This is a genomic window from Wolbachia endosymbiont (group B) of Villa cingulata, assembly GCF_964028285.1.
Classification (GTDB): domain Bacteria; phylum Pseudomonadota; class Alphaproteobacteria; order Rickettsiales; family Anaplasmataceae; genus Wolbachia.
On record NZ_OZ034766.1, the window covers coordinates 968,147 to 992,412 of the forward strand.

The following is a 24,266-nucleotide window of genomic DNA, read 5'->3' on the forward strand; positions in this document are numbered from 1 at the left end:
ACTATTACGGAAAACGAGATAGCACAACTAGTGCAAAACATTTTGCCACACAACTATATAAACATCTGTTTTCGCCAAGTTAGTTCGTACAACAAATGGTGTCATAAAAGTATGTTTTCTACAATCTCATCAAAAACATGCTTACCAATTTTTGGAAACAGCAAATTTTATTTTATATAAAATATAGAATTTTGATAAATTTAACTTTTTTGTGAGATTATGCAGCGATAAAAATAAATTTAGAGGGAAAGGTTATGGCAATAGAGAAGGAGAAGTTTTTTGAAATAATAAATGAGGTAAGTGAAAGTAGCGATTTAGATGAAGATAATTTACTTGAAAAAATAAAGAATGAGTTAAAAGGAAAAGATGCAGGAGAGTACAACAAGTTTAGTAAAAATTTTAGTAAAGAACATCAATTTAGTATAAAAATTTCAGAAGAAGCTGCAGAAGATTGGACGTTGTTACATCTTGCTACAGCATGCAACAATATGTTAATAGTGGAACTTTTACTAAAAAAGAAAGCAAGTGTTAGCGCTCGAGTAAAAGATGGTTCTAAAAATGATGGGCTAACTGCTTTGCATATTGCTACTTCTTGTGGACATGAAAGCATGGTAAAACAACTACTAAGTGATGATCGAGTGAATCCTTCATTAAAAAGTAAAAATAAGACTCCAAGGGAGGTGGTAGGTAATACAGAAAATAAGGAAGCGATAGTACAAATGTTAGAGGAAGCAGAAGAAAATCATTCGCGAAAGAAGATAAAAGGCTTTCACATCCAAGTTGGAGAAGGAAGTTGTGACCACTCATCTCAGAATGATAATATAACTCGAGTCAGTTCATTTGTGAATGGAATTACTAAATTAGGAAATGATAGAGAAAAATCAATAGCAGTGGAAATACAAATGTGGAATGAAAGAAGGAAAGAGAATAATGATAATATTCAGAGTGAGCAAATCGCTTCTCATTCTATTACTGGTGAAAGTGTTAGTAGTGACGACAGCGGTCTAGAGTCTGAAGCTACATTTGATACTTCTTTCTGCTCTGAAATAAATAACGACGGAGCAGCTAATGAAGTTAATGACCAAATTTTAGAAAGTCTGCAACCTCAAATTCAGTTGCAAGATAGACAAATTCGGAAGTTAGAAAAGCCAGGTAAAGAATTAAAACATGTTGAGAAAGAACTAGAAAAATTAAAGAGTGACTTAGCTGGACATGAGAATAGGTTAGAAGTACTTGATAAACTCAGTGAAGAGAATCAATCACTAAAACAACAAATACAAGATCTAAAAAGTAAAAATACAACTCTTAATAGTGAATTAGAAAAAATAAAAGGTCAGCACTCTAATGATTTAAATGAACATAAGATTAAGTTGGAAGAACTTAGCAAGCTCAACAAAGAGAATCAATCACTAAAGCAAAAAATAAAAGATATAGAAAACGAGAATACAACACTTAATAGTGAATTAAGCAAAACCAAAGCAAATAAAGTATTACTAGAAAAAACAGAAAAAGGACAACTGTCTTTCTTAAAAATTGCTTCTGTAAACTTTGCAATCATGTTGACAGTAGGTGTTGCCTTTAGTATAGCCTTCCAATTACCAATTCTATTGATGATTGCAACTTCTGTGATGTCTTCATTGATAGTCGGTGGAGTTACATACGCACTATCACCGCAACCTACTGAATTAAAAGAAGTAAGTATTCAATGCTCAATGCAACATGATGCTTGTAAAACTTAACTTGTGCGCTTCCTGGTAATTTTGATATAGTTATTTCAGTTGAAATTTACAGATTTACAAATGGCAAGCTTAAGTGTAAGAGAAGCGTTATGCACGGCAATCAGAGAAGAAATGCAAAATGACCCTGATGTATTTATCATGGGTGAAGAAGTTGCAGAGTATGATGGTGCTTATAAAGTAACAAAAGGATTACTGAAAGAGTTCGGAGAAAATAGGGTAGTTGATACACCTATTACCGAACATGGATTTGCTGGTCTTGCTGTTGGAGCAGCGTTTGCTGGGCTCAAACCTATTGTTGAGTTTATGACTTTTAACTTTTCTATGCAAGCTATTGACCAAATTGTGAATTCCGCAACAAAAACAAATTATATGTCAGGTGGACAACTTGGATGCCCTATAGTGTTTCGTGGACCAAATGGAGCTGCAGCAAGAGTTGCCGCACAACATTCTCAGTGCTTTGCATCTTGGTATTCGCATGTTCCAGGTTTGAAAGTAATAGCACCTTACTTTGCCTCTGATTGCAGAGGTCTGCTTAAAGCTGCAATTCGTGATCCTAATCCAGTAATATTTCTAGAAAACGAGATCGCTTATGGGCATGAACATGAGATTCCTGATTCTGAGCTATCAAATAAAGATTATCTACTTGAGATAGGCAAAGCTGCTGTTATACGGGAAGGAAAGGATGTAACTATCACTGCTTTTTCATTGAAACTAATGGATGCGTTAAATGCAGCAGATTTACTCTCTAGTGAAGGAATAGAAGCTGAAGTTATCGACCTCAGAACCTTAAGACCACTTGACACTGAAACAGTTATTAACTCTATTAAGAAGACCAATAGATTAGTAAGCATAGAAGAGGGTTGGCCATTTGCAGGAATAGGAGCAGAACTCTCAGCCATGGTTATGGAACAAGGATTTGACTACCTTGACGCTCCGGTTGTACGGGTAACCGGCAAGGATGTCCCCTTACCTTATGCTGCAAACCTAGAAAAGAAAGCATTACCACAAGTGGAAGATATAGTTGAAGCTGTGCACCAAGTCTGCTTTAGAAAGAAATAGTCCTATTGACTCTTTTTTTTATCTCCCGTTCCACATTCTTCCATAAAAGAGGCATTTGTAGAGTTTATACCACCCATTACTTTTATGACAATAGTTTTAGCGCCAAAATACACAGCGCAAAATACACCGAGGGCGAAAAGAGCAGGCCACGGCATTCTACCAAATATTGCAAGTAAAGCTGCTCCTATTATCACTACGGTCATAAGCGGTCCACCTATTCCCCAAACGTAGCCAATAATATTACATATTACTTGAGCAGTTGTATCGTCATTAGAGTTAGCAGCACTTCCAACATGAGAAAAAGAAATAAATAATACTATAAGTAGAATACAAAAAACCTTTCTAATTGTAGGGTTCATCCCTATACCTTAAGTTTAAATATTATAATTATATCTAAAATAGTATAATTTTCAGTAAAACTAGCATTGTGATTTATACAATATTGCATAGCAAATGATGTCTATTGGTTATCAATCACTGCCAATTACTTGAGAGCTTATTTCGACTTTCGAAAAAGAGCAATAACACCCATGAGTAAAATTTCACATTACCACTTTTATGTGTTATGATAAGCTTAAATTTATAAAGAAAATAAAATTGAAAGAATTGAGAGAGAACCGGATAGCAGGAACGAGAAAGTTTTTATCTTCACTGTTTTTTTTGCTAATAATTGCGCTATCAATACGTAGTTTTTTATTTGAGCCATTTCATATTCCTTCTGGTTCAATGAAAAGCACTCTACTTGAGGGAGATTATATTTTTACTAGTAAATATTCATATGGTTATAGTAAACACTCTTTTCCATTTTCTCCAAACATCTTTAGCGATAGAATCTTTTATACCCCTCCGGAGCGTGGTGATATAATAGTTTTCAAGTCTACAAGAAATGACAGCATTAGATTTGTTAAGCGGGTAATAGGAATACCGGGCGATAAAGTGCAAATGATAGAGGGGGAGTTATATTTAAATGATCAGAAAGTAAAGCGAAGACAAATTGAAAATTTTTTTGATTATGAGTCAAAGCGTAATATAGCAAGATACATCGAAACACTCCCGAGCGGCAAGGAGCATGAAATTCTAATAGATAATCTTTCTAATAAGTTATCATACAATACTCCAGTTTATTATGTGCCTGATGATCAATTTTTTGTTATGGGAGACAATAGAAATAATTCTTTTGATAGCAGGTTTTCTGAAATTGGGTTAATACCAACTGAAAATATAGTTGGGCGCGTAAGCATGGTTGGTTTATCGTTTAAATTAGGCAAAGTTGATTGGTTGCCGTTTGATTTTAGGTTACCTATTGCTCTGAGATTTGACAGGGTACTTCACAAAGTTTTATGAACTCTATCTGTCTGCTGATTCGCATAATTCTAAAGCAGAGTTTTCTAACTCAGAGATAGCATTATTAATGTTGTCTAAGTCATTTTCCTGTAAAGCGTCTTTTGCGTTCTGTAGTAAAATTTTTAACTTTTGCTCAGTGGAAACATTTTCAACTAGATGTATGAGCTTGTTACCGTTAATTTTAGCCTCTGCAAGGGAACGAGCCTTCATGTCTTCATCAAAGTTACTTACTGACTGATTGACCATATCTTGAATATCTTCTTCACTTAAGCCAGAGCTTGAATTTATTTCAACTGTCTGTTCGACTCCAGTAGTTTTTTCTCTTGCAGTGACAGTCAATATTCCATCAATGCTAACTGTAAATCCTATTTCAACTTTTGCAGAACCTGCAGGCAATTGTGGTATACCTTTGAGTTCAAATCGTGCTAGAGATTTATTATCTTTTATCATTTCACGTTCTCCTTGACAAACGTGAATTTTCATTGCTGTTTGCCCGTTAGCGTAAGTTGTAAACTCTTTTATTTCTGAAACTGGTAGTGGTGTATTTCTTGGTATAATTTTTTCAACTATTCCCCCCATAGTTTCTATGCCAAGTGATAAAGGCAGCACATCAAGGAGAATATTCCTATCTTTTGAGTTTGAAGTTAAATAATGAGCCTGCAAAGCTGCCCCATTGGCAACTGCTTTGTCCGGATCCACATCATTCAGCACTTTATTGCCAAAGAGTTTGATTAGTGAATTTTGCACTAATGGCACTCTAGTTGCACCACCAACTAAAATTACCCCTTTTATATCATCGATTTTAAGATCTATGTTGCTTATAGTACGAGTAACTATATTTATAGTCTTATTAACCAAAGGACTGATTGCTTGCTCAAATTCTTCTTTGGTAATTTTGCACTTAAATAATTCACCATTGATGCTGAATTCAAAAGTGCCAGAGGTATCTTCACTTAGGTACTCTTTTACAGCACGTATATTGCAGATACCAGTTTTAGTGTATGAATGTTGTAATTTGTAGGTAGTTGTATCAGATGGTGTCATTCCAGTGCTTGACACTGGAATCCAGTTCTTATTATATAACTTTCTGGTGTGTTCACTTGCAATCAAACTTTCTGGATCCCAGTGTCGGAGCACTGGGATGACACTAGAGCATTTTTTATTTAAACCTACCTTTTCTCTATATTTTTCAAGCACTATTAAACTAAGCAGATGATCAAAATCATCACCACCAAGTTTAGTATCACCACCAACTGCAAGAACTTGAAACACTCCTTGATGTAATTTTAATATTGAAATGTCAAATGTTCCACCACCGAGGTCATAAACTGCATATATGCCACTGTTATTGTTCTTTTCAATGGAGTAAGAAAGTGCTGCAGCGGTTGGTTCATTAATGAGGCGAAGAACATCTATGCCAGCTAATTTTGCTGCATATTTGGTTGCGTTACGTGCTGAATCATCAAAATAAGCTGGTACAGTAATCACTGCTTTGTTAACTTTCATCCCTGTGAATTTTTTTACCCTCTTGCATAGAGTTTTTAGTATCTCAGCAGAGATCTCAATAGGAGTGAGATACTTTTCTTCTGAGCATTTTACCCTAATAACTTTTTCACTTTCGTTATCTATTTCACAATTGATACCTTCTTTATGCAAGTCTTTAACACTTTTACCCATTAAGCGTTTTATAGAGCAGATAGCGTTTTCGCCAACATCGTAGCCTACTTTTAGTACATCCTTTTCATATGAAATGACAGAAGGTAATAGTTCACGACCTTGCTCATCTTTAAATATTTCTACATTGCCAGCTTTATTTACCATGGCAATTAAAGAGTTAGTAGTTCCAAGATCTATACCAAAAACTACCTCATTTGAACTTGGTTCAGAAATTTGAACTGGCCGCATTTTCCTTCATCTCCTCAAATGACTTATATAAATATCTCAATCTAAAAACTTGCGTAGCAGCTTCATCAAAATTTTTTGTAGCAAAAGCATTAATTAGGTTTTTAGTACAATCTTTTACCTTTTCATCAATCATCCTACTTGCAAATTGTAAATCATCGCAGTCTAGAAAGTATTCTCTTATTTCCATTGATTCATTTAATATTTCAGGATCAAGATGCTCTTTTTTGCTTTGTACGTCAAAAAGATCCAACAAATGTTCGGCACGCTTTAGCGGTGACTTCAGTACCTGATAAGCTTTGTTGATATTTTCCATATTTTTGGACTCTCTTTCATTTATATCAGTTTTGCTTAGCTCAATATATTTTTTCTCCAGCTCATCAAAGCTGATGTTAAAAGCCGGTTCAATTCCAAATAATGTAAAATGGTTGCTAGACATGAAAACTCTCTCCACAACCACATTTTCCTTTCTCATTAGGATTTTTGAAAATAAAACCTGATGAGAATTTTTCCTCTACATAATCCATTTCAGAGCCAAGGATAAACATAATAGATTTTGGATCGATCAGCACCTTGACTTTTTGATCATCACTGCAGCTTTCTTCAATTACCGACTCCAAAGGACGAACATCATATGCATATTCAATATCATATTTTAAACCAGAGCATCCTTTTTGCTTAATTAGAACTCTTATTCCTATTGCTTCTTCAAGGTTAGCATGCTTCTTTTTGTCCAATAAAAACCTTACCCTCTCTACTGCATTTGCAGTTAGAGTGATAGGTTTTTTAACAGAATTTACTCCTTGAAATTCACTCATATTCCTCAATTTTTTTGTTTATTTTGATAATCATGAATAGCAGCTTTTATAGCATCCTCAGCAAGTACTGAACAGTGTATCTTTACTGGCGGCAAAGACAATTCTTCCACTATTTGAGTATTCTTTATCTTTGTTACATTCTCAATAGTTTTTCCTTTGATCATTTCTGTAAGCAAAGAACTTGAAGCTATAGCAGAACCACAACCAAAAGTTTTAAATTTTGCGTCTTCAATAACACCTTTATCGTTGACCTTTATTTGCAGTTTCATTACATCTCCGCATGATGGTGCACCAACTAAACCAGTACCAACATTTGGATCATTTTTATCCAGAGAACCAACATTCCTTGGATTTTCGTAATGATCTAAAATTTTCTCATTATAACTCATAGATTACCCGTAAACCATTACTTACATTATAACATATTTAGGTTAAAAACTAAAGTAAAATACACTAGCAAGCGGTACATTTTACTAACAAAATATATAGGTTACGAGTGTATTTACTTTACAAATACATATAGTGCATGTCATTCTTTATATGGTAATTTTAGAAGGAGTATTTCTTGAGTTTATTCAGTAATCTTTATCAAGGACTATTAAAAACCTCCTCCCGTTTTAGTGATGGAGTAAAAAATATTTTTTCTGGCAAAAAAAAATTAGATCAGTCGCTTTTAGATGATCTGGAAGAGCTGCTGATTAGCATGGATATAGGTCATAAAACTTCTAGATTGCTTATTGATAAGCTCGCAAGTATCAAATTTGAATCAGAAGTTGAACATAACATTATCACACAGCAGTTAATGAGCGAAATAGAAACAATATTAAACCCTGTTGTGCAGCCGCTCATTTTGAATAAAAAACCACACATAATAATGGTATGCGGAGTGAATGGTAATGGAAAAACTACAACTATAGGTAAACTTGCCTATAAATATAAGGAAAAAGGAAAATCCGTTATGCTTGTTGCGTGCGACACATTCAGAGCTGCTGCGAGTGAGCAATTAAATATTTGGGCAGAACGTTCTGATTGCTCTATTGTTACTGGAGAGCACGGTAGCGATTCTGCAAGTGTGGCATATAGAGCTGTAAATCAAGCGATAAAAGATAGCGTTGATGTTGTTTTAATTGATACAGCAGGAAGGCTACAAAACAATGTAAATCTCATGCAAGAGCTGTCAAAAATACATAGAACGATAAAGAAATTGGATGATACTGCTCCTCATGATGTTATTTTAGTTCTTGATGCAACTACTGGCCAAAATGCTTATAGCCAATTAGAGGCCTTTAGTAAAATGGTTGGTGTTACCGGGTTAATTGTAACGAAGCTAGATGGTACTGCCAAAGGTGGAGTAGTGATTGGGCTTGCAGAAGCTTATAAGGTGAAATTACACGCTATAGGAATTGGTGAAAGTATAGAAGACCTGAGGGAATTTACTGGCAAAGAGTTTGCTGAAGCGCTGTTTAAATGTGATTGAAGATCTCTTTAATTTTCTCATATGACCAAGCTTAATTATCATGAGAAGCCGTTTTTAGATGGTATCATTCCAGTACTTCCTATTTGAGTAGCCTTTTCTTGTCATCCCAGTCTGGGATCCAGATTGCAAGTGAGTTGGGTGAGCCGTTATAGATAGCTAACGTATAAAAATTACTTCCGCATATTTTCAATCTCATTATAATTACAAATAGAGATATTTTAAGAGCTCAAAATCTATCTTTAGTCTGCAGACTTTTTAATCAAACTTATTAAAAAATGTATTCTTCAGTGTATGTCTGTCGTATGTGCACTGCATTTTTTCCTAACTCTTTTTTATACAGGAGGATTTTATGTCCAGAATTCCAGATACTTGATCTTTACTTTAGCCAATAAAAATCAATGGGCGCCCATGGTTTTTATAAAGAAAGTATAAGAAAAAAAATATTTTAAAGAATATGAAATAAGGATCTAATATGTTTTGTGGGCAACCAAAAACCACTTCAGCTTGTCACTCATGCCTAAAAAGTAATTATATTAATGTAATATTGATACTTGTATACCAACATAAATATATTTTAAAAATTTAAGGAGTATATTATGACAATGTCTACCACAAATTAGTGAGAAATTAGCAGCTAGCGCAAAAAGTCTCTTTGATGAGAGCGAAAAATTATTGCTTATAGAAGAGGAAATACACAATCAAGATTTAATGTATCTTTAATCACAAAAAAGAAGATATTCTACATCTTCTTTTTTTTATGCGATAATTAGCTACTTGTTTTCGTATTCGTCCAGACAAGGTAGTTATGAGTAAAAACAGCAAATGGTCAGTGCGTGAAACTGGAATGGCTTTGTTGCATCACTCTTCGGATAGTAGGTAACGTGGAATAAATTCATGAAGCTATCTCAAATTTAGCCATGCCTATATCAGTAAATTTGTTAAGCAAATAACACTTGAGTAGCAGTTCTCTCTCACGATTAACCTCAGATTTGTTTCTAAAACTAAACCCAAATGTTTGCTTCAGTCGCGAGAAAAAACTTTCTATATAAGATCTCTTCCCATAATTTATCTCTTTTTTCCACCTCTTCATACCATCTTCATCATATGACTTTATGAGCTTGATTGTAGAATTTCTCTCATCCATATAATCCAACTTTGGATGCTCTACTGCATTATTTTGCGGAGGAATCCTTGTCTTTATGTCAAGCTCATCGCACAGTTTGTATAACTTCTTTCGATTATATGCCCTGTCTGCATATAGTGTGCTTATATTATATTTAACATCAATCCTTGCAATAAGATCACATGCTCCATAGTGGTCAGAATAAACTCCGCCACTGTATTTTGCTGCTATAACTTTTTTGCTACCTATCTCTAGCATTACATGCAGTTTTCTTGTTTGCTCATAGCGGCGATACTTTCTATCTGTACCATTTGCCTTGCTATGACCTGGAATATTATTGTAGATGCTTATTCCAGTACTATCTATGGCAATCTCAATATCTTCTGTATTATTTTTATCATGTCTTCGATCATTAATTTTGATGTTAAGTTTTTTAAGCCTTCTTGAGGCCTGGGAATAGCTAATAACTTGCAAGTTTTTCCTTACTTGCTCAAGGTACCCTGCTATAAATCCCGCTGTTTGTCTCAGACCTATTCTAAATAAACAAGTTATTATGTGAACCAGAATCACGACCTTATCGCTATAAATATAGTTGCCACCAGCCATTTTTGGACCTTTTTCGTACCAATTTTCTATGGCATCATTGACGTAATAAAAAATATTTCCCCTCTCTTGGAGAAATTTGTTATATTCATGGCAGTTACTGACTCTCATTTTTTGTGGCATATTTTTCTTTAGTAGGTTAAATGCTTGTCTTATAGTGAATTTTGTCAGTAACTGCCAGTTCTTTTTATTTGACCTATGCAACAAAGCCATTCCAGTGTCAAGCACTGGAATGACGTCATTTACTATGTGACATATTGCAATGTTTGTAAAGTTGTGTGTGTGGTCCACCAAAAGGGTGTCAGCTACTTGCATGACACTATCTGCTATTTTTCCTTGTCTGAATGAATACAAAACGGTTTTTGGTTACTCACGAAATAGATTTGTCCATTTTGCTCTTATTATTTAAAACGCTTTTGTGCCAAATATGTCAAAATTTTTATTTGACATATGTTAAAAACATTCTAAGATAAGGCACTTTATAGAATAAGGGGGTATATAATGTTAAGTAATTCTTCTAAAGAAAAAAACTCTGAGGCTGTTCAAGGAACACCTGGACCAGTGTCAAGTGATAAATGGAATAGGACTTTCAATTTTCCTCCGAATAATAGGGTGAGAGAAGATGATCATCCATTTTTAGGTACCAAGCATGACCGCAAAATTGAATATTTAGATTGTGATGATGCTGATAGCTCTCCTTATAATTCAGAAAATGAAAATCACGGTAAATATCTAAAAGGCAAGATTATTGATGAAACTAAGCAAGAAATTGCTCAACACATAGAAAACAGTGATGTAGAATCTGTACAGCTTAGAGTGAGAAGTCCAATTAGAACTATGTTGACTGCAAGAATTGTGCTGAATGATAATAAAGGAAAAATAAACATTAGTAATATTTTAACTAATGATTTTTTTGAAAGCAATAGGATAACGGCGGTTACATTGTTGCTACCTGGAGATGAAAAAAGAGGAATGCGTGGACGAGTTGATGAGCATGGAGTAAGAATTTATGAAGTAGCTAATGGCTCATATAACATGACTTTGAATTGGTACGATGAAGAAAAAGAGTGTAAAATGAAAATTAATATTAGTGATGACGGTTCTATCAAGCTTATTGAAAGCAATGATATCACTTGGGAGCAAATAGCTGCACATAAAGAAGTAAAAGTAGGAAAACAATACGAAGCGAAGTCCTTGTATGATGCACTATCCTACTTACGTAAAGAAGGTTCTGAAATAGTAAAAATTTCACAGAATCCTTCAACAAGTATGGAAAGTGTGACTATATCAAAACAACTTTCTTCTGCTCAAGGAGTAAGTAAATAAGAAGACTTTATGAGCTGCTTGCAAATGTAGGCAGCTTATATTTCAGTATCCTTATTTCATGTTCTCTAGAGTGTTTTTATTTCCTGTAATCTTTTTATAAAAACCATAGGCGCCAGTTGGTTTTAAAGTAAAGGTCAAGTATCTGGAATTCTGGACATAAAATCCTCCTGTGTAAAAAAAGTTAGAAAAAAATGCAGTGCATATACGACAGATATACACTGAAGAATATATTTTTTAATAAGTTTGATTAAAAAGTCTGCAGACTAAAGATAGATTTTGAGCTCTTAAAATATCTCTAATTGTAATTATAATGAGATTGGAAATGTGCGGAAGTAATTTTTATACGTTAGCTACAGTTAAAACATAATTGACTTTGCCTAGTTAATATTTCAAATTATAAAAAAGGCAAATAATTCTATGATATTGCAGGGCAAAAAAGGGTTAATAACCGGAATAATAAATAAGAGGTCAATAGCATATGGTATAGCAAAGACCCTCTCAGAACATGGAGCTGAGCTTGCAATCACTTATCAAAATGAAACAATAAAAGAGAAATTATTACCAATAGCAAGTGAATTAAATGTAGAGTTAATATTGCACTGTAATGTTTCAAATGAGGAAACTATAGATAATGCTTTTAAGGAAATAAGGGAGAAGTGGGGTGCTATTGATTTTTTGGTACATGCAATAGCATTCTCCGATAAAAATGAGCTAAATGGTAAATATGTCAATACTTCACTAAACAACTTTATTAATGCAATGCATATATCGTGCTATTCTTTTACTGCTTTAGCGCAAAGAGCGGAAAAAATGATGTTAAATGGCGGTAGTTTACTTACTTTATCTTACTATGGTGCTGAAAAAGTTATGCCAAATTATAATGTGATGGGTTTATGTAAAGCAGCACTTGAAGCAAGTGTAAAATATATAGCATGTGATCTCGGACCACAGAACATCAGAGTAAATGCAATTTCTGCTGGTCCAATCAGAACTTTGGCATCTTCTGGAATAAGTGACTTTCACTCCATATCGGAATGGAATAGAAGTAATTCTCCACTTAGACGCAATGTTACAATAGAAGATGTTGGCAAGGCAGCACTATACTTATTAAGCGACCTGAGTAGTGGTACAACTGGAGAAATTTTACATGTTGATTCAGGGTATAATGTTGTGGGAATGAAGATAGTAGACTAATACAGTACTGCAGATGCATGTGAAGCCTGTGTTTTTTTGTTATCCGAGTAATTGACATTGGAGCCTAGTATCAGCTACTAGAATGACAACATTTTTTACTTAAATCTTCGCATATTAACCATAGAGTTATTATTTTACAAGTATTTGTTGCCGCTGATCTTCTATTTTTACTTCTTCCATTTGGGTTAAGAGATTGTGCGTGAGGGTTGCTCTTGAAGTTGCCTTGCAAGGAAAAAGTCTTTTTCCTCCCGATCTTGGAGTTGCTTTGCAAGCAAGAAATCCTATTGTTCTTATGTTTGTTTTGCTAAGACTTTATTCTTATTAAGCAGTGGTTAAAAATGAGCATGGCTTTTATTATAGAATGCCCCCTATAGAAGTATATAGACTATGAAGACTTATCTTACAGGTTGTGGTACTTGTTGTTGATAAAATGTTTTTTCTACACGTGCTTCTTCCACACTGCACCTTCTTGATAAGACTGGCTCCTCAAGGCATTTTATACGTTGCTGTACATCACTAATGCACTGCCCTATAACATCACCAATTTTTCCATCAGCATTTTTTGCCAATAACTCATCAAGCCTCTTCTCAACCTCTGCTCTCTCAGAGATATCCTTTGAAAGGTTACAATACTCCAAAATTTCATCTAATTGAAGTTCTTTTGCTAATTGAAAGTCTTCTTGCTCTTGAATTTCCTTAGTTATAACCCTAGCTCTAGAGTAATGGTTTCCACCCAGGTATATTACTTCCTTCTTCTTATTGCCCCATAATTCATCTTTCCTTACATACTCAGGATTTATCATGTTTGGGTCTGGTTTATATATTGTCATACCTTCCTGACCCTCAAAATATGCTTCGATTTCAGTATTAGATAAAGAAGCTAAAATAGGGATTTCACCGTGAAAAACAAAATACCCTTGTTTTTGTATTGCTTTGAGATAAGTCTGATAGAAGTCTTTTTGACCAATAACTGAATCTAATATTCTGTCGTTATTAATTATATATTCCTCTTTATATTTTTCTTTAGTAAGCGTGGTGTCAAGTCTATATGCACAAGACTCAAGCTCTTCCTCTACTCTATTATACAATGTTTTCTCATTTTCTTTCTTTAGTAAATCTTCAATACTAAGTAAATCTCTTTGCTGCGCATTACGCTCATTATATGCATTGGTAGCTTGCTTTATTACTTCATATATCTCATTACAAAATTTTTCATCTTCAGAAAACTTTTCTATAATGTTATTTTTTAAAGCTTTCGTTCTTTCAACACTTTCATTTATTATATCGTCAACTTTTTTATTTATTTCCTCAATGAGCTCTTTCATCTCTTTTGGTACATTAAGCACTTCCCCAGTGTTACTCAATAGATCTACAAAGAATGTTCTCAAGTGTTGCTTAAGAGCATTTGGCATTTTCGGATCATTCAATGATTTAAACTGATTTAAAAATTCGCGCCACTCTTTACGCATTGCTTGAGCTTTGTCAGTTTTGTATACATCAGAACTATTTTCACCAAACACGGCATGGAAAAAGCAATTGCCATCTCCTGCAGTATCATACTTAGCTACTTGACTGCTAGAAAGTTTTTGTTCCACATCACTAACGGACTGCCCTACAACATCACTAAGTTTACCTTCATAGAAATCGTTAGTGTAAGAATTACTATTTAAAAGAGTTATTTCTTGCCCAAAGCTCTTGAACCTTTTCGGACTTTCAACACCGTGAAGACCACTTGATGATTTCCGTTTCCTAGGTACATTCATTTGCCCTAATATCCTGGGCCTTTCTATTCCAACCTCAACATCATGAAAGTCACTTGGTAGTTTCCGTTTCTTAGCTGTAGTCATAGTTTTTACCTTAATTTAAGCTATATACCAACAAAATTGTAACTAATTAAGTATAGCAGAAATTTTTAAATTATGCAATAATTAAGGCTTTAAATAGCAAATATGAGCTTTAACTGTGGTATAGTTGGGTTACCAAATATAGGAAAATCAACTTTATTTAATGCACTTACAGAGTCAAGTGCAGCTGAAGCTGCAAATTATCCTTTTTGCACAATCGAGCCAAATGTTGGCAAAGTGCCAATACGAGATCAGCGTTTGAAACAAATTGTCGCGATTGCTCACTCAGGGAAAATAATCTACAATCAACTGGAAGTTGTCGATATTGCCGGCTTGGTTAAGGGTGCGAGCAAGGGTGAAGGACTAGGAAATAAATTTTTGAGTCATATCAGAGAAGTTGATGCCATTGTTCATCTGCTCAGGTGCTTTACGGATGACGATATCAGCCATGTAAACAGTAAAATAGATCCAATATCAGATGCTGAAATAGTGGAAATGGAGTTAATTCTAGCTGATATTGATAGCATAGAAAAAAGGCTTCCTCAATTGGAAAAGAAAGCAAAGCAAGGTGATAAAGAGCTAAAGAGACAACTTGAATTAATGCAAGAGGTATTAGCTACTTTAAAATTAGGTAAACCGGCAAGAAGCTTGGAGAATATTGATGAAGATGAAATGAAGTTGCTTCAATTGCTAACAACAAAGCCGGTTATGTACGTCTGCAATGTTGAAGATACACATATCATAACTGGCAATGAACTATCTAAAAGAGTGGAAAAAATGGCGAAGGAAAATAAAAGCAAATTTTATTGTATTTCAGCAAAACTCGAAGCAGATATTGCAAATCTTGGTAGCGAAGAAGAAAAACAGAGTTTTTTGTCAGAATTTGGCTTACAAGAATCAGGACTTGATGGAGTAGCGCGTATTATGTATGAAGTGCTGAGTATGATAACTTTTTTTACTGTAGGCCCTAAAGAAGCACGGGCATGGCCAATAAAGATAGGATCAACAGCTGACAAAGCAGCAGGTGTAATTCACACTGATTTTGAAAAAGGCTTTATAAAAGCAGAAACGATAAGCTTTGCAGATTATATAAAATATGGAAGCGAATCAGCTTGCAAAGATGCAGGGAAAACTCGCTTCGAAGGCAGAGACTATATAGTGCAAGATGGTGATATAATGCACTTTAGGTTTAATGTGTAGTATACATCTAATTACCAAAGTACCCGGGAGTCCAGCCTTTCTTTATGGCTTCCTCTTCGCTGATCTTATCTAGTTCCACGCCATGGAGAATGGAGCTAGGTGTTGTAACAACTTCTTTTCCCTGTGGTTGTATATTCTTCTCTTCCTCACATAATACGTTCTCCAGACATTCTTCTAAAAATTCATATAAAGCTTGATTTTCTATAAGCATATCCTTATTTTGCTTAGCTAATTCTAAAATTTCCCTTACTTGAACATTTTCACCATTAATAGTTGCCTGACCAATCTCAATTTCACTAGGATTTACATTTAAACTAATAAAGCATTTAATAGAATTACCTTTCTCATCTTCTGCACTCCACCTAATTTTCATATCGCATGTTGCATCTTTTGCAAAGCGGTAATTTCTTTGTTGCTTATCATTCTTTTCAATCGTTACAATTAGTTTACCATCGCTGTATATTTTTGCTCTTTTTACCTCATTTTTATTTCTTTCCATCCTTTCAATTTTGTTAGTGAAAAGATGGCTTGTTTCTAAACTCTTTTCAGGTTTAATAATATTTACACTAAGATTATCATAATGATTAACTTCTGCATTTTCGCCTGGCCAATAACGTCCATCAAAAAAGCCTACTAGACCATTTTCTTTTAGAAATTCTTTTGCATCATTCATCCCTTCTTCAATTCGAATAAGATATCTACCTAACCTATTTTCAAAATTCTTTTTCTGATCTTCATTAGTAAACTTCTTATCTAATATATTCATTATTTCTTTTTGCTGACTCAATATCGCATAGTTAAAAAGAAAAATATCCCTTTTTCTTCGATAATAATTTGCTATTTTATCAAATGGATCTGCCGGCCGGCCGCTATTATAATTTACATAATCATTAGGGTCTTCACATTTATTATCCTTAAAATCGAATTTCAAATTTTTAAAATCTGATAATACTTCTTCTGCCCTACCTTTAAGAAACTGAAGTGTACTTTGGAGCTTTTCTCCATAACTCATTCCATCTTTAATACTAGAATAAATATACTCACCCAATCTTTTTCTAAACTCTTCTTGTCTTTTGAGATCAGGAAGCTTATTATCTAATATATTGATTATCTCCTTTTGCTTGCTTAACACTACATAGTCAAAAAGGCCTCTCTCTTTTTTATACTTCTCTGCTATTTTGTTAAAACACTTACTATCATTATAATCCAATTTTTTGAAGTCTTGGAGCACGTTTTTTACATCATCCTCACTAAATTGAAGATTTGTTTGAAGAGATGGGTTAGTTCTACTTTGATCATCAAGTTGAGGATTTTTTTTAGTAGATTGGACTAATAAACTTTCTGTGCTGTTAGAGAAAGAATTATTATTTTCTTCAGGTTGAGAACTTTTCTTTTTAGACGTATTAGTAAAAAAATTAATTAGTGAACTAAACATTAAGCACCTCTTAGTATTACTATTTAACTATAACTTAATGCCAAATGTTGTAAAGCTAAAATTAATATGTAAATTCATTTTTTTAAGACAATTATAAGTCTTCCTTCTATAAAATTTTATAATTAGCATATAACAAATGTTTAAGATATTGATTTTATTTGTATTTTTATTACTTTACCAGGCAATATTATTAATGAATTAGTCAGACAAATATCTTGGCCAAACTTTACTCCATCCACAAACTCTCCATTTGTTACTCCAGTTGCAATAAACACTGATTCACTTTTTGCCATGTCTTTCACGGTGTAGATTTTTTCTGGGTCAGTGATATTCAAATTTTTTGCTCTTTCTTTTAATTGATCCGTGTCAAATATTAATCTTCCTTCTATCTGCCCACCGATTGAGCTTAGCGCTGCTGCTGCAAGCACTCCTTCTGGAGCTCCTCCTGTGCCGATATACATATCGTGATTGCCATTTATTAGCGAAACTATGGCTGCAACATCACCATCATCTATTAATTTCACTTTTGCTCCTAGCTTCCTAATTTTTGCTATTAATTCATCATGTCTTTCACGTTTAAGTACAGTTACTATAAGATCACTTGCTTTACATCCTTTTGCCTTGGCTAAATTGTCCAGATTCTTCTCAATCCTATTTTTTAGTGAGACTACACCCTCTGGGAGATTTTTTCCCACTGCTATCTTTTCCATATAAACATCAGGTGCATGTAAAAAATTACCTTTTTTTGTTGCAGCAAGAACAGACATTGCCCCTTGTTTATAATGAGCGCAAATCGTAGTGCCTTCAAGTGGATCAACAGCGATGTCAATCTCAGGGCCACTTCCTGTGCCAACTTTTTCTCCGATATATAGCATCGGTGCTTCGTCCCTCTCCCCTTCCCCAATCACAATTGTACCATTTATTTCCATTGAGTTTAGCACCGTACGCATTGCATCAACTGCAACCTGATCGGCCTTTTTTTCATTACCAAGGCCTGCCAATTTATATGCAGCAAGTGCTGCAGCTTCGGTTACTTTCACTAACTTATAGGCTAAATCTTCCATCATTTACTTGAGAATGATAAATCAATATATATCATGCCATTTGAGACTGCAAGATTCCTTGACTAATTTTGATGGAATTGATATAATAAAACATCGTAATAGTAGGTTTAATTATGCTGTACAGTAAGGAGGACATCAGAGAGTTATGTCTAGATGCAGATAGCTTTTTAATTAATGATAATAGGTACAACAATAAAATCACCCTTGAAAGCTTGCAAAATAGGTTAAGAAGAAAGGCTAAATTTAAAGACATTGATTTGCAAAGTAAATGCGAAGGGAACAATTCATTAGGAGATTTACTTTTAAAACTTGCATATGAAAATGACTACCTACGTGTTAGGGAATTTTTCCTTAAAAATGGATTCAAGCTTCCTGAGCAAGAACAAGTAACTGCTGATGAAAACAAGGAAAAGGAAGAGCAAAATACACCTAATGTAGAAGAAGATAGAGCAGAACTTAGCAACAAAAATGAAGATGATCAATTTTCTATGTCATACAATAAGATAAGGAAAATTGTAACTAATAATTCTAATATAACTGCTGAGGAGTTTAGTAATGAGCTTAAAAAAGAGAAAATAGATATAAAAATAACAAACCAAGATGGTTGGACCTTGCTTTATTATGCTGTCCGTTCAGAAGGACCTTATATTACCGAAGATCGTAGTATATTTTTAAAGACTGTTGAGTTACTCACAAATTTAAATATCGGAATCGATTTTAAAGATACTGCTTCCAAAACTGTGTTGGGTACAGCTGCAATAAATAAACAAGCTGATGTTATAAAGATACTCTTGGATAGTGGTAAATTTAATGAAGAAGAAAAATTTAACGCTCTGCGTCTTGCTATTATCCAAGGTAATGTTCAAGAAGTTGAAGCATTTTTAAGTTATGTAAATGATAAAAGCAGACAAGCAGCTTTAGAGTTGGCTATGAATAATACACAAGAAGAAATTACTCAGGTGCTTTTAAACTTTATTACACCAGAAACACCTAATGTAAAAGAAAATAGAGCAAAACCTTGCAGCAGTAATGGAAACGTTGGTAATAGATCTGTAGCAACAGCGCCTCCAGTTAGTACTAATGGTAATAATAACAAAAATGAAGCACCTGTATCAATAAGGACTGGCCCAACTGTCACACCAAATAATGATAAGAAAGCTAACGGCTTTGTAAAGGCTCAATTTTCTCCACCACATGAAAAAGAAACTAAATACAAAAAAAGTAAGGAGAGTTTTTACACCTCATTAAGGAGTGATGTTGTTGGAGTTGTTATTGCAGGATTGTTTGTTGCTGCTGCTGTGACGGTTCCATCTTTAGCTGGTGCATTAGTTTGCAGTGTCCTAGCTATTTTAGTTGTAATGGTAACTGGATTACATGTAAAAAATTTTACACTTCCAAGTTACAGCGAAATGAGAGAAAATAAGGTTGAACCTGTAAATTCAAGTTTGAGAAACCATGCAATCTAGCTCCTAGAATCACTTTTCAAACCAATTATAATTTCTTGATTGTTAAACCACTTTATCAAAATTAAGTGGGACTAGTGCGATTCGAACGCACGGCCTTCGGATTAGGAATCCAACGCTCTATCCTACTGAGCTATAGTCCCATGTCTTCTGCTATTTATGCAAAATTATAGCAAAAAGTCTCGCATTTTTCTAGGCACCCTGTACAATTAATTCACAATAATAAAAAATATTTCTGTATTTCTTGAATGTAATACTGTTATATTTAATAATACGATTCCAATTGAAAGATTAATGCTAGTTAACAATATTAGTTACTTTTATAGTAATCAAGATGGCTTTGCTTTAAGCAACATCAACATTCAAGTGAAGAAAGGAAGTGTTGCCTGTTTACTAGGTCATTCTGGCTGTGGCAAGTCAACAATTCTAAAATTAATCGCAGGAATAGAAAATCCAAAATCTGGAACCATTGTTATAAATGATAAATTAGTTGCAAGTAACAAAGTGTCAATTGCTATAGAGCGTAGAAATATCGGATTGATTTTTCAGCATTCTGCATTATTTCCTCATAAAACAGTAATAGAAAATATAACTTTTGCTATTTGCAGTACTTCTAAGAAAGAAAAATACCTTACTGCATTGGAAATCTTAAAGCTATTTAATATAGAAAAATATGAAAACATGTACCCTCATGCTTTATCAGGAGGACAGCAACAATTAGTTGCAATAGCAAGAGTAATGGCGCAAAATCCTGATGTTGTTTTGCTCGATGAACCATTTTCTAATTTAGATATACTGCTCAAATATCGAATAAGGCACCATATATTGTCACTTTTTAGAAGCAAAAATATTCCTGTACTCATGGTAACTCATGATCCGCAAGAAGCGTTGAAAGTTGCAGATTTTATTTACGTGATGAAAAATGGTAAAATTATTCAATCAGGAGTTCCTAGCTACATATACCACAGACCTAAAGATGATACGTTAGCAAAATTTTTTAGTGAGCTTCCTTTTACTCTACAGCTAAACTAAACTTAATGTTAGGCTAAAACTATTATAAGATAATTAAAAACTCTTGATTTATAATTCAATAAAAGTGATATAATTTATGTATCACTTGGCTTCAGTCAAGTTTTAATACCTAAAAGTTAATATTTTCAACGGAGGTACAAATGAGTTTAGGTCCATGGCAGCTGTTTCTAGTCTTAATAATAATCTTAGTTCTGTTTGGTGCAGGTAGGTTACCACAAGTTATGGGTGATTTAGGCAAAGGCATTAAAAACCTTAAACAAGAACTTAAGGATTCAGAGAAACTATCATCTAATGAACCAGATCGTTAGCTTCCTTATGTTTCGTGACACGCACTTTAGTGCGTGTCATTTGTTTAAACAAGGCTAAAGAATTGAAGAGGTATAACTGAAATATATTAATAATTACGTTAGTTAGAATGTTATTAAAGGGCAATTATGCAAAAAAGTGCGAAACTGAGCGAAGATAAAAAATTGGCCTCTGATATTCTAAAAGAGGTTGCAGATACTAATAATAACGATAATGATAAAGTAACATTATTTGATATTAAAACAGCTTTACATGAGCGTGGTTTTGGTATTTTAATAATCATCTTCTCTTTACCGCTATCAGTACCTATACCTGTTCCACCTGGCTATACAACCATTCTTTCTATACCTTTAATCTTATTTTCACTGCAGCTTCTATTTGGGTTTGATTCTCCTTGGATGCCTAATTGGCTAGAAAGGAAATCTTTTCAACGTTCAACACTAGCTCTCGTGGTAGAGAAAACTTCACCTATATTAAAAAAAATAGAAAAGTTCATGAAACCAAGAATGTCTTTTATTTTTCTTGGTCCGGGTGAAAAGATTCTAGCTTTTATGATGTTGCTTTGTGCAATAATAATAGCTCTTCCATTACCTTTTACTCACTTCCTTCCTGCAATTGGTATAACTCTTATTTCACTCGGCATTATGGGTAAAGATGGATTTTTATCTACGCTGGAAGTGTTATTTTCATTCTGTGCGTTATTGGTTACCCTTATTGTAATAGTTAAAGGACCAAAACTTATAGCCGGAACACTTTCTCTTCTTAAAAGCCTTATAACTTAAAAGCTTTAAAACACTTTAATAAAAGAATGAAGTACAGCATGAAATGAATAATTGATATTGAAATATAGCAATAACTATGTTAGTTAGAAGTTATATTGTTATTAAAGGGTAACTGTGGAAAAAAGTGTGAAATTGACTGAAGATAAAAAATTGGCCTCTGATATTCTAAAAGAGGTTGCAGATACTAATAATAACGATAATGATAAAGTAACATTATTTGATATTAAAACAGCTTTACATGAGCGTGGTTTTGGTATTTTAATAATCATCTTCTCTTTACCGCTATCAGTACCTATACCTGTTCCACCTGGCTATACAACCATTCTTTCTATACCTTTAATCTTATTTTCACTGCAGCTTCTATTTGGGTTTGATTCTCCTTGGATGCCTAATTGGCTAGAAAGGAAATCTTTTCAACGTTCAACACTAGCTCTCGTGGTAGAGAAAACTTCACCTACATTAAAAAAAATAGAAAAGTTCATGAAACCAAGAATGTCTTTCATTTTTCGTGGTCCTGGTGAAAATATTTTAGCATTTATAATGCTGCTTTGTGCATTATCGATAGCAATCCCACTTCCTTTAACTAACTTCATTCCTGCAATTGGTACAACTCTCATTTCACTGGGTATCATGAGCAAAGATGGATTTCTCTCTATAATGGGAGTATTAGTATCATTGTGTGGGTTATTACTTACTCTTGTCGTAATAGTTAAAGGACCACAGCTTATATTTGGAGCATTTTCTTTTCTAAAAAGCTTTGTATATGGTTAAGCTTTACAACACTTTAACAAAAAAAAAAGAGCCCTTTACACCGATCGATAAAGATCATATAAAAATGTACGTTTGTGGGCCAACAGTATATGATACAGCACATATAGGTAATGCACGTTCTATTGTTGTTTACGATGTATTATTTCGACTGCTTAAATTTTGTTATGGAAAAGTTACTTATGTGCGTAATATAACCGACATCGATGACAAGATAATCAATGCAGCAAATGAGAAAAATAGTAATATAGAAAGCATTAGCAAATATTACACTAAAACTTTTCATGAAGATATGAGAAGCATAAATTGCGTAGAACCAACACATGAACCAAAAGCAACAGAAAATATAGACCAAATTATTGAGTTAATTGAATCTTTGCTGCAGTCTGGTCATGCTTATGAATCAAATAAACATGTATATTTTAGTGTAGAATCTTACCCTGAGTACGGTGTTTTATCAGGAAAAAAAATTGATGAGTTGGATCATGGTAATAGAGTTGAAGTGGGTGAAAATAAAAAACACCCAGGAGACTTCGTACTTTGGAAACCTGCAAACGAAACTGACTATAAACTTTCAAGTCACTGGAATAGTCCATGGGGAGAAGGAAGACCAGGGTGGCATATAGAATGTTCAGCAATGTCATATGCTTACCTTGGCAAAGATTTTGATATTCACGGTGGCGGTATAGACTTGCAATTTCCTCATCATGAGAATGAAATTGCGCAGAGTAAATCTGCATTTGCTGAGTCAACGTTTGCAAAATATTGGATACACAACGGTTTTCTTACGGTAAATGAAGAGAAAATGAGCAAATCCTTATTTAATATAGTCAAAGTAAGGGATTTGCTAGATAGTGGAGTCAGAGGTGAAGTAATACGTTATGCACTGCTCAAAACTCACTATAGAAAACCACTTGATTGGACAGAAAATGTTATCTCTGAGTCGCAAGAAACTTTAAACAAGTTTTATCGGTTATTACGTAGTACATGTATTGAGGAAAGTGATGCAGAAGTCTCTAAAGATTTTATAGAGGCTTTGAAAAACGATTTAAACATTCCTGAAGCTGTAGCTATATTGCATGAAATGGCTACAGAAATCAATAAGACAAGTAATGAATGTGAGAGGCTCAAATTAACTAAGAAGTTTGTTAAAAGCGCAAGGTTCATTGGTCTTCTTGAGTCAAGTTATCAAGAGTGGTTTGCAAGTGGTGTGAGTCATCAAGAAATAGAAAGGTTGATAGGCTTAAGAAAAGTAGCAAAACAAAGTAAAGATTATGATACTGCAGACAAAATAAGAGAGCAATTGAAACAAATGGGGGTTACAATTTCTGACAACGAAGATGGTACAACAACTTGGTATGGAAAATTATCTCCTATTGTTTATAGATAGCCTAGTATCATCGCTTATCTTACCCATACATCAAGGTTTTGTACTTTACACTATGTTATGCTTTAGGTCAAACTACGATCAACTACTTATATTACTTTTTGGAGTATTAGGATCCAGTCTTGGTGGAATAGCTAACTGGTATTTAGGTAGAATAACAATTTTTATCAGAAGATCACATCACAAATTAGAGAATGAAGACAAAACACCAAAAATTGTAAGGCACCTACTGATTTGTGCAGTTGCATTGCTTTCGTGGGTACCAGCACTTGGAAGTGTGACTCAGATTTTATCCGGTTACTTCAAGTTAAACCTTTATATTCTTGTTCCCTTAATTATTTTATCTAACTTCCTCTGTTTGTTGTATCTAACGTTTACCATCTAACTAAACATCAATAAA

The 24,266-nt window shown here is 33.9% G+C and carries 23 protein-coding genes and 1 tRNA gene; 14 read left to right on the top strand and 10 right to left on the bottom strand.

All coding sequences use genetic code 11. The features are described from left to right. Positions 1 to 254: 254 nt before the first annotated feature. Positions 255 to 1,739 carry an ankyrin repeat domain-containing protein gene (locus ABWU52_RS04980; RefSeq protein ID WP_353276443.1) on the top strand — a complete coding sequence of 495 codons (1,485 nt, stop codon included), beginning with the start codon at positions 255 to 257 and terminating at the stop codon, positions 1,737 to 1,739. A 60-nt stretch (positions 1,740 to 1,799) separates the two neighbouring features. Next, positions 1,800 to 2,798, top strand: coding sequence for a pyruvate dehydrogenase complex E1 component subunit beta (locus tag ABWU52_RS04985; protein ID WP_063631208.1), 999 nt, complete (start codon positions 1,800 to 1,802; stop codon positions 2,796 to 2,798). 2 nt (positions 2,799 to 2,800) lie between these two features. On the opposite strand, the gene ABWU52_RS04990 is transcribed toward ABWU52_RS04985, so the two are convergent. After that, a complete protein-coding gene (locus ABWU52_RS04990; protein ID WP_353276444.1) occupies positions 2,801 to 3,157 on the bottom strand; it encodes a TrbC/VirB2 family protein in 357 nt (118 codons plus the stop codon). A gap of 199 nt (positions 3,158 to 3,356) precedes the next feature. On the opposite strand from ABWU52_RS04990, the gene lepB reads away from it, so the two are divergent. Beyond that, on the top strand, positions 3,357 to 4,142 hold the full coding sequence (gene lepB, locus ABWU52_RS04995; RefSeq protein ID WP_353276445.1) for a signal peptidase I: 786 nt from the start codon (positions 3,357 to 3,359) through the stop codon (positions 4,140 to 4,142). Positions 4,143 to 4,145: 3 nt separating this feature from the next. Here the strand turns inward: lepB and ABWU52_RS05000 are convergent, their stop codons facing one another. Genes ABWU52_RS05000 through iscU form a run of 4 tightly spaced genes read right to left on the bottom strand, consistent with a single transcriptional unit; the run spans position 4,146 to position 7,251 of the window. Beyond that, complete coding sequence (locus tag ABWU52_RS05000) at positions 4,146 to 6,047, bottom strand: Hsp70 family protein (protein ID WP_353276446.1); 1,902 nt, start codon at positions 6,045 to 6,047, stop codon at positions 4,146 to 4,148. Then, entirely contained in the window at positions 6,025 to 6,483 is a 459-nt protein-coding gene (locus tag ABWU52_RS05005) for an iron-sulfur cluster co-chaperone HscB C-terminal domain-containing protein (RefSeq protein ID WP_214242103.1), read from the bottom strand. The genes ABWU52_RS05000 and ABWU52_RS05005 overlap by 23 nt, the downstream gene beginning before the upstream one ends. After that, positions 6,476 to 6,862 (bottom strand): HesB/IscA family protein, encoded by a 387-nt coding sequence (locus tag ABWU52_RS05010; protein ID WP_006012614.1) that lies wholly within the window; start codon positions 6,860 to 6,862, stop codon positions 6,476 to 6,478. The genes ABWU52_RS05005 and ABWU52_RS05010 overlap by 8 nt, the downstream gene beginning before the upstream one ends. Before the next feature lie 5 nt (positions 6,863 to 6,867). Then, the gene (iscU, locus tag ABWU52_RS05015; protein ID WP_353276447.1) at positions 6,868 to 7,251 is read right to left on the bottom strand and encodes a Fe-S cluster assembly scaffold IscU; all 384 of its coding nucleotides are present in this window, start codon (positions 7,249 to 7,251) and stop codon (positions 6,868 to 6,870) included. A gap of 176 nt (positions 7,252 to 7,427) precedes the next feature. Between iscU and ftsY the strand changes: the two genes are divergently transcribed. Next, positions 7,428 to 8,339, top strand: a complete 912-nt coding sequence (gene ftsY / locus ABWU52_RS05020; protein ID WP_019236959.1) for a signal recognition particle-docking protein FtsY — start codon at positions 7,428 to 7,430, stop codon at positions 8,337 to 8,339. Between the two features lie 892 nt (positions 8,340 to 9,231). On the opposite strand, the gene ABWU52_RS05025 is transcribed toward ftsY, so the two are convergent. Then, entirely contained in the window at positions 9,232 to 10,380 is a 1,149-nt protein-coding gene (locus ABWU52_RS05025; protein WP_353276448.1) for an IS5 family transposase, read from the bottom strand. A 186-nt stretch (positions 10,381 to 10,566) separates the two neighbouring features. Between ABWU52_RS05025 and ABWU52_RS05030 the strand changes: the two genes are divergently transcribed. Both ABWU52_RS05030 and ABWU52_RS05035 read left to right on the top strand, forming a co-directional pair. Beyond that, positions 10,567 to 11,391, top strand: a complete 825-nt coding sequence (locus tag ABWU52_RS05030; RefSeq protein WP_353276449.1) for a hypothetical protein — start codon at positions 10,567 to 10,569, stop codon at positions 11,389 to 11,391. Between the two features lie 417 nt (positions 11,392 to 11,808). Next, complete coding sequence (locus ABWU52_RS05035; RefSeq protein ID WP_353276450.1) at positions 11,809 to 12,585, top strand: enoyl-ACP reductase; 777 nt, start codon at positions 11,809 to 11,811, stop codon at positions 12,583 to 12,585. A 395-nt stretch (positions 12,586 to 12,980) separates the two neighbouring features. Here ABWU52_RS05035 and ABWU52_RS05040 read toward each other — a convergent pair whose 3' ends face one another. After that, positions 12,981 to 14,432 (bottom strand): hypothetical protein, encoded by a 1,452-nt coding sequence (locus ABWU52_RS05040; protein ID WP_353276451.1) that lies wholly within the window; start codon positions 14,430 to 14,432, stop codon positions 12,981 to 12,983. Between the two features lie 102 nt (positions 14,433 to 14,534). Here ABWU52_RS05040 and ychF point away from each other — a divergent pair, with 102 nt between their 5' ends. Beyond that, entirely contained in the window at positions 14,535 to 15,629 is a 1,095-nt protein-coding gene (gene ychF, locus ABWU52_RS05045; RefSeq protein WP_353276452.1) for a redox-regulated ATPase YchF, read from the top strand. Positions 15,630 to 15,636: 7 nt separating this feature from the next. Here ychF and ABWU52_RS05050 read toward each other — a convergent pair whose 3' ends face one another. Beyond that, the gene (locus ABWU52_RS05050) at positions 15,637 to 17,064 is read right to left on the bottom strand and encodes a hypothetical protein (protein ID WP_353276453.1); all 1,428 of its coding nucleotides are present in this window, start codon (positions 17,062 to 17,064) and stop codon (positions 15,637 to 15,639) included. Positions 17,065 to 17,204: 140 nt separating this feature from the next. Then, positions 17,205 to 18,128 carry a class II fructose-bisphosphatase gene (glpX, locus tag ABWU52_RS05055; RefSeq protein WP_353277737.1) on the bottom strand — a complete coding sequence of 308 codons (924 nt, stop codon included), beginning with the start codon at positions 18,126 to 18,128 and terminating at the stop codon, positions 17,205 to 17,207. A gap of 113 nt (positions 18,129 to 18,241) precedes the next feature. Between glpX and ABWU52_RS05060 the strand changes: the two genes are divergently transcribed. After that, positions 18,242 to 19,594, top strand: coding sequence for an ankyrin repeat domain-containing protein (locus ABWU52_RS05060; protein WP_353276454.1), 1,353 nt, complete (start codon positions 18,242 to 18,244; stop codon positions 19,592 to 19,594). A gap of 66 nt (positions 19,595 to 19,660) precedes the next feature. Here the strand turns inward: ABWU52_RS05060 and ABWU52_RS05065 are convergent. After that, a tRNA-Arg gene (locus ABWU52_RS05065) sits at positions 19,661 to 19,734 on the bottom strand. Positions 19,735 to 19,885: 151 nt separating this feature from the next. Here ABWU52_RS05065 and ABWU52_RS05070 point away from each other — a divergent pair. From ABWU52_RS05070 to ABWU52_RS07310, 6 genes are all read left to right on the top strand, one after another. After that, positions 19,886 to 20,623 carry an ABC transporter ATP-binding protein gene (locus ABWU52_RS05070; protein ID WP_007302769.1) on the top strand — a complete coding sequence of 246 codons (738 nt, stop codon included), beginning with the start codon at positions 19,886 to 19,888 and terminating at the stop codon, positions 20,621 to 20,623. Between the two features lie 140 nt (positions 20,624 to 20,763). Continuing rightward, on the top strand, positions 20,764 to 20,931 hold the full coding sequence (locus ABWU52_RS05075) for a twin-arginine translocase TatA/TatE family subunit (RefSeq protein WP_006013840.1): 168 nt from the start codon (positions 20,764 to 20,766) through the stop codon (positions 20,929 to 20,931). Between the two features lie 126 nt (positions 20,932 to 21,057). Next, entirely contained in the window at positions 21,058 to 21,711 is a 654-nt protein-coding gene (locus ABWU52_RS05080) for an exopolysaccharide biosynthesis protein (RefSeq protein WP_353276455.1), read from the top strand. 114 nt (positions 21,712 to 21,825) lie between these two features. Continuing rightward, positions 21,826 to 22,482 carry an exopolysaccharide biosynthesis protein gene (locus tag ABWU52_RS05085; RefSeq protein WP_007302767.1) on the top strand — a complete coding sequence of 219 codons (657 nt, stop codon included), beginning with the start codon at positions 21,826 to 21,828 and terminating at the stop codon, positions 22,480 to 22,482. Further along, entirely contained in the window at positions 22,475 to 23,869 is a 1,395-nt protein-coding gene (gene cysS, locus ABWU52_RS05090) for a cysteine--tRNA ligase (protein WP_353276456.1), read from the top strand. The genes ABWU52_RS05085 and cysS overlap by 8 nt, the downstream gene beginning before the upstream one ends. Next, on the top strand, positions 23,838 to 24,251 hold the full coding sequence (locus tag ABWU52_RS07310) for a YqaA family protein (protein WP_012481730.1): 414 nt from the start codon (positions 23,838 to 23,840) through the stop codon (positions 24,249 to 24,251). The genes cysS and ABWU52_RS07310 overlap by 32 nt, the downstream gene beginning before the upstream one ends. The last annotated feature ends 15 nt before the right edge of the window (positions 24,252 to 24,266 follow it).

Excerpts from the sequence above, each read along its gene's own strand:
- ABWU52_RS04980 (WP_353276443.1), top strand. The coding sequence starts at position 255 with ATGGCAATAGAGAAGGAGAAGTTTTTTGAAATAATAAATGAGGTAAGT.
- glpX (WP_353277737.1), bottom strand. The coding sequence starts at position 18,128 with ATGGAAGATTTAGCCTATAAGTTAGTGAAAGTAACCGAAGCTGCAGCA.
- iscU (WP_353276447.1), bottom strand. The coding sequence starts at position 7,251 with ATGAGTTATAATGAGAAAATTTTAGATCATTACGAAAATCCAAGGAAT.
- ABWU52_RS07310 (WP_012481730.1), top strand. The coding sequence starts at position 23,838 with ATGGAAAATTATCTCCTATTGTTTATAGATAGCCTAGTATCATCGCTT.
- ABWU52_RS05030 (WP_353276449.1), top strand. The coding sequence starts at position 10,567 with ATGTTAAGTAATTCTTCTAAAGAAAAAAACTCTGAGGCTGTTCAAGGA.
- ABWU52_RS05080 (WP_353276455.1), top strand. The coding sequence starts at position 21,058 with ATGCAAAAAAGTGCGAAACTGAGCGAAGATAAAAAATTGGCCTCTGAT.
- ABWU52_RS05060 (WP_353276454.1), top strand. The coding sequence starts at position 18,242 with ATGCTGTACAGTAAGGAGGACATCAGAGAGTTATGTCTAGATGCAGAT.
- ABWU52_RS05000 (WP_353276446.1), bottom strand. The coding sequence starts at position 6,047 with ATGCGGCCAGTTCAAATTTCTGAACCAAGTTCAAATGAGGTAGTTTTT.
- ABWU52_RS04990 (WP_353276444.1), bottom strand. The coding sequence starts at position 3,157 with ATGAACCCTACAATTAGAAAGGTTTTTTGTATTCTACTTATAGTATTA.
- ychF (WP_353276452.1), top strand. The coding sequence starts at position 14,535 with ATGAGCTTTAACTGTGGTATAGTTGGGTTACCAAATATAGGAAAATCA.
- ABWU52_RS05070 (WP_007302769.1), top strand. The coding sequence starts at position 19,886 with ATGCTAGTTAACAATATTAGTTACTTTTATAGTAATCAAGATGGCTTT.
- ABWU52_RS05050 (WP_353276453.1), bottom strand. The coding sequence starts at position 17,064 with ATGTTTAGTTCACTAATTAATTTTTTTACTAATACGTCTAAAAAGAAA.
- ABWU52_RS05005 (WP_214242103.1), bottom strand. The coding sequence starts at position 6,483 with ATGTCTAGCAACCATTTTACATTATTTGGAATTGAACCGGCTTTTAAC.
- ABWU52_RS04985 (WP_063631208.1), top strand. The coding sequence starts at position 1,800 with ATGGCAAGCTTAAGTGTAAGAGAAGCGTTATGCACGGCAATCAGAGAA.
- ABWU52_RS05010 (WP_006012614.1), bottom strand. The coding sequence starts at position 6,862 with ATGAGTGAATTTCAAGGAGTAAATTCTGTTAAAAAACCTATCACTCTA.
- ABWU52_RS05025 (WP_353276448.1), bottom strand. The coding sequence starts at position 10,380 with ATGCAAGTAGCTGACACCCTTTTGGTGGACCACACACACAACTTTACA.
- lepB (WP_353276445.1), top strand. The coding sequence starts at position 3,357 with ATGTGTTATGATAAGCTTAAATTTATAAAGAAAATAAAATTGAAAGAA.
- ABWU52_RS05040 (WP_353276451.1), bottom strand. The coding sequence starts at position 14,432 with ATGACTACAGCTAAGAAACGGAAACTACCAAGTGACTTTCATGATGTT.
- ABWU52_RS05035 (WP_353276450.1), top strand. The coding sequence starts at position 11,809 with ATGATATTGCAGGGCAAAAAAGGGTTAATAACCGGAATAATAAATAAG.
- ABWU52_RS05075 (WP_006013840.1), top strand. The coding sequence starts at position 20,764 with ATGAGTTTAGGTCCATGGCAGCTGTTTCTAGTCTTAATAATAATCTTA.
- cysS (WP_353276456.1), top strand. The coding sequence starts at position 22,475 with ATGGTTAAGCTTTACAACACTTTAACAAAAAAAAAAGAGCCCTTTACA.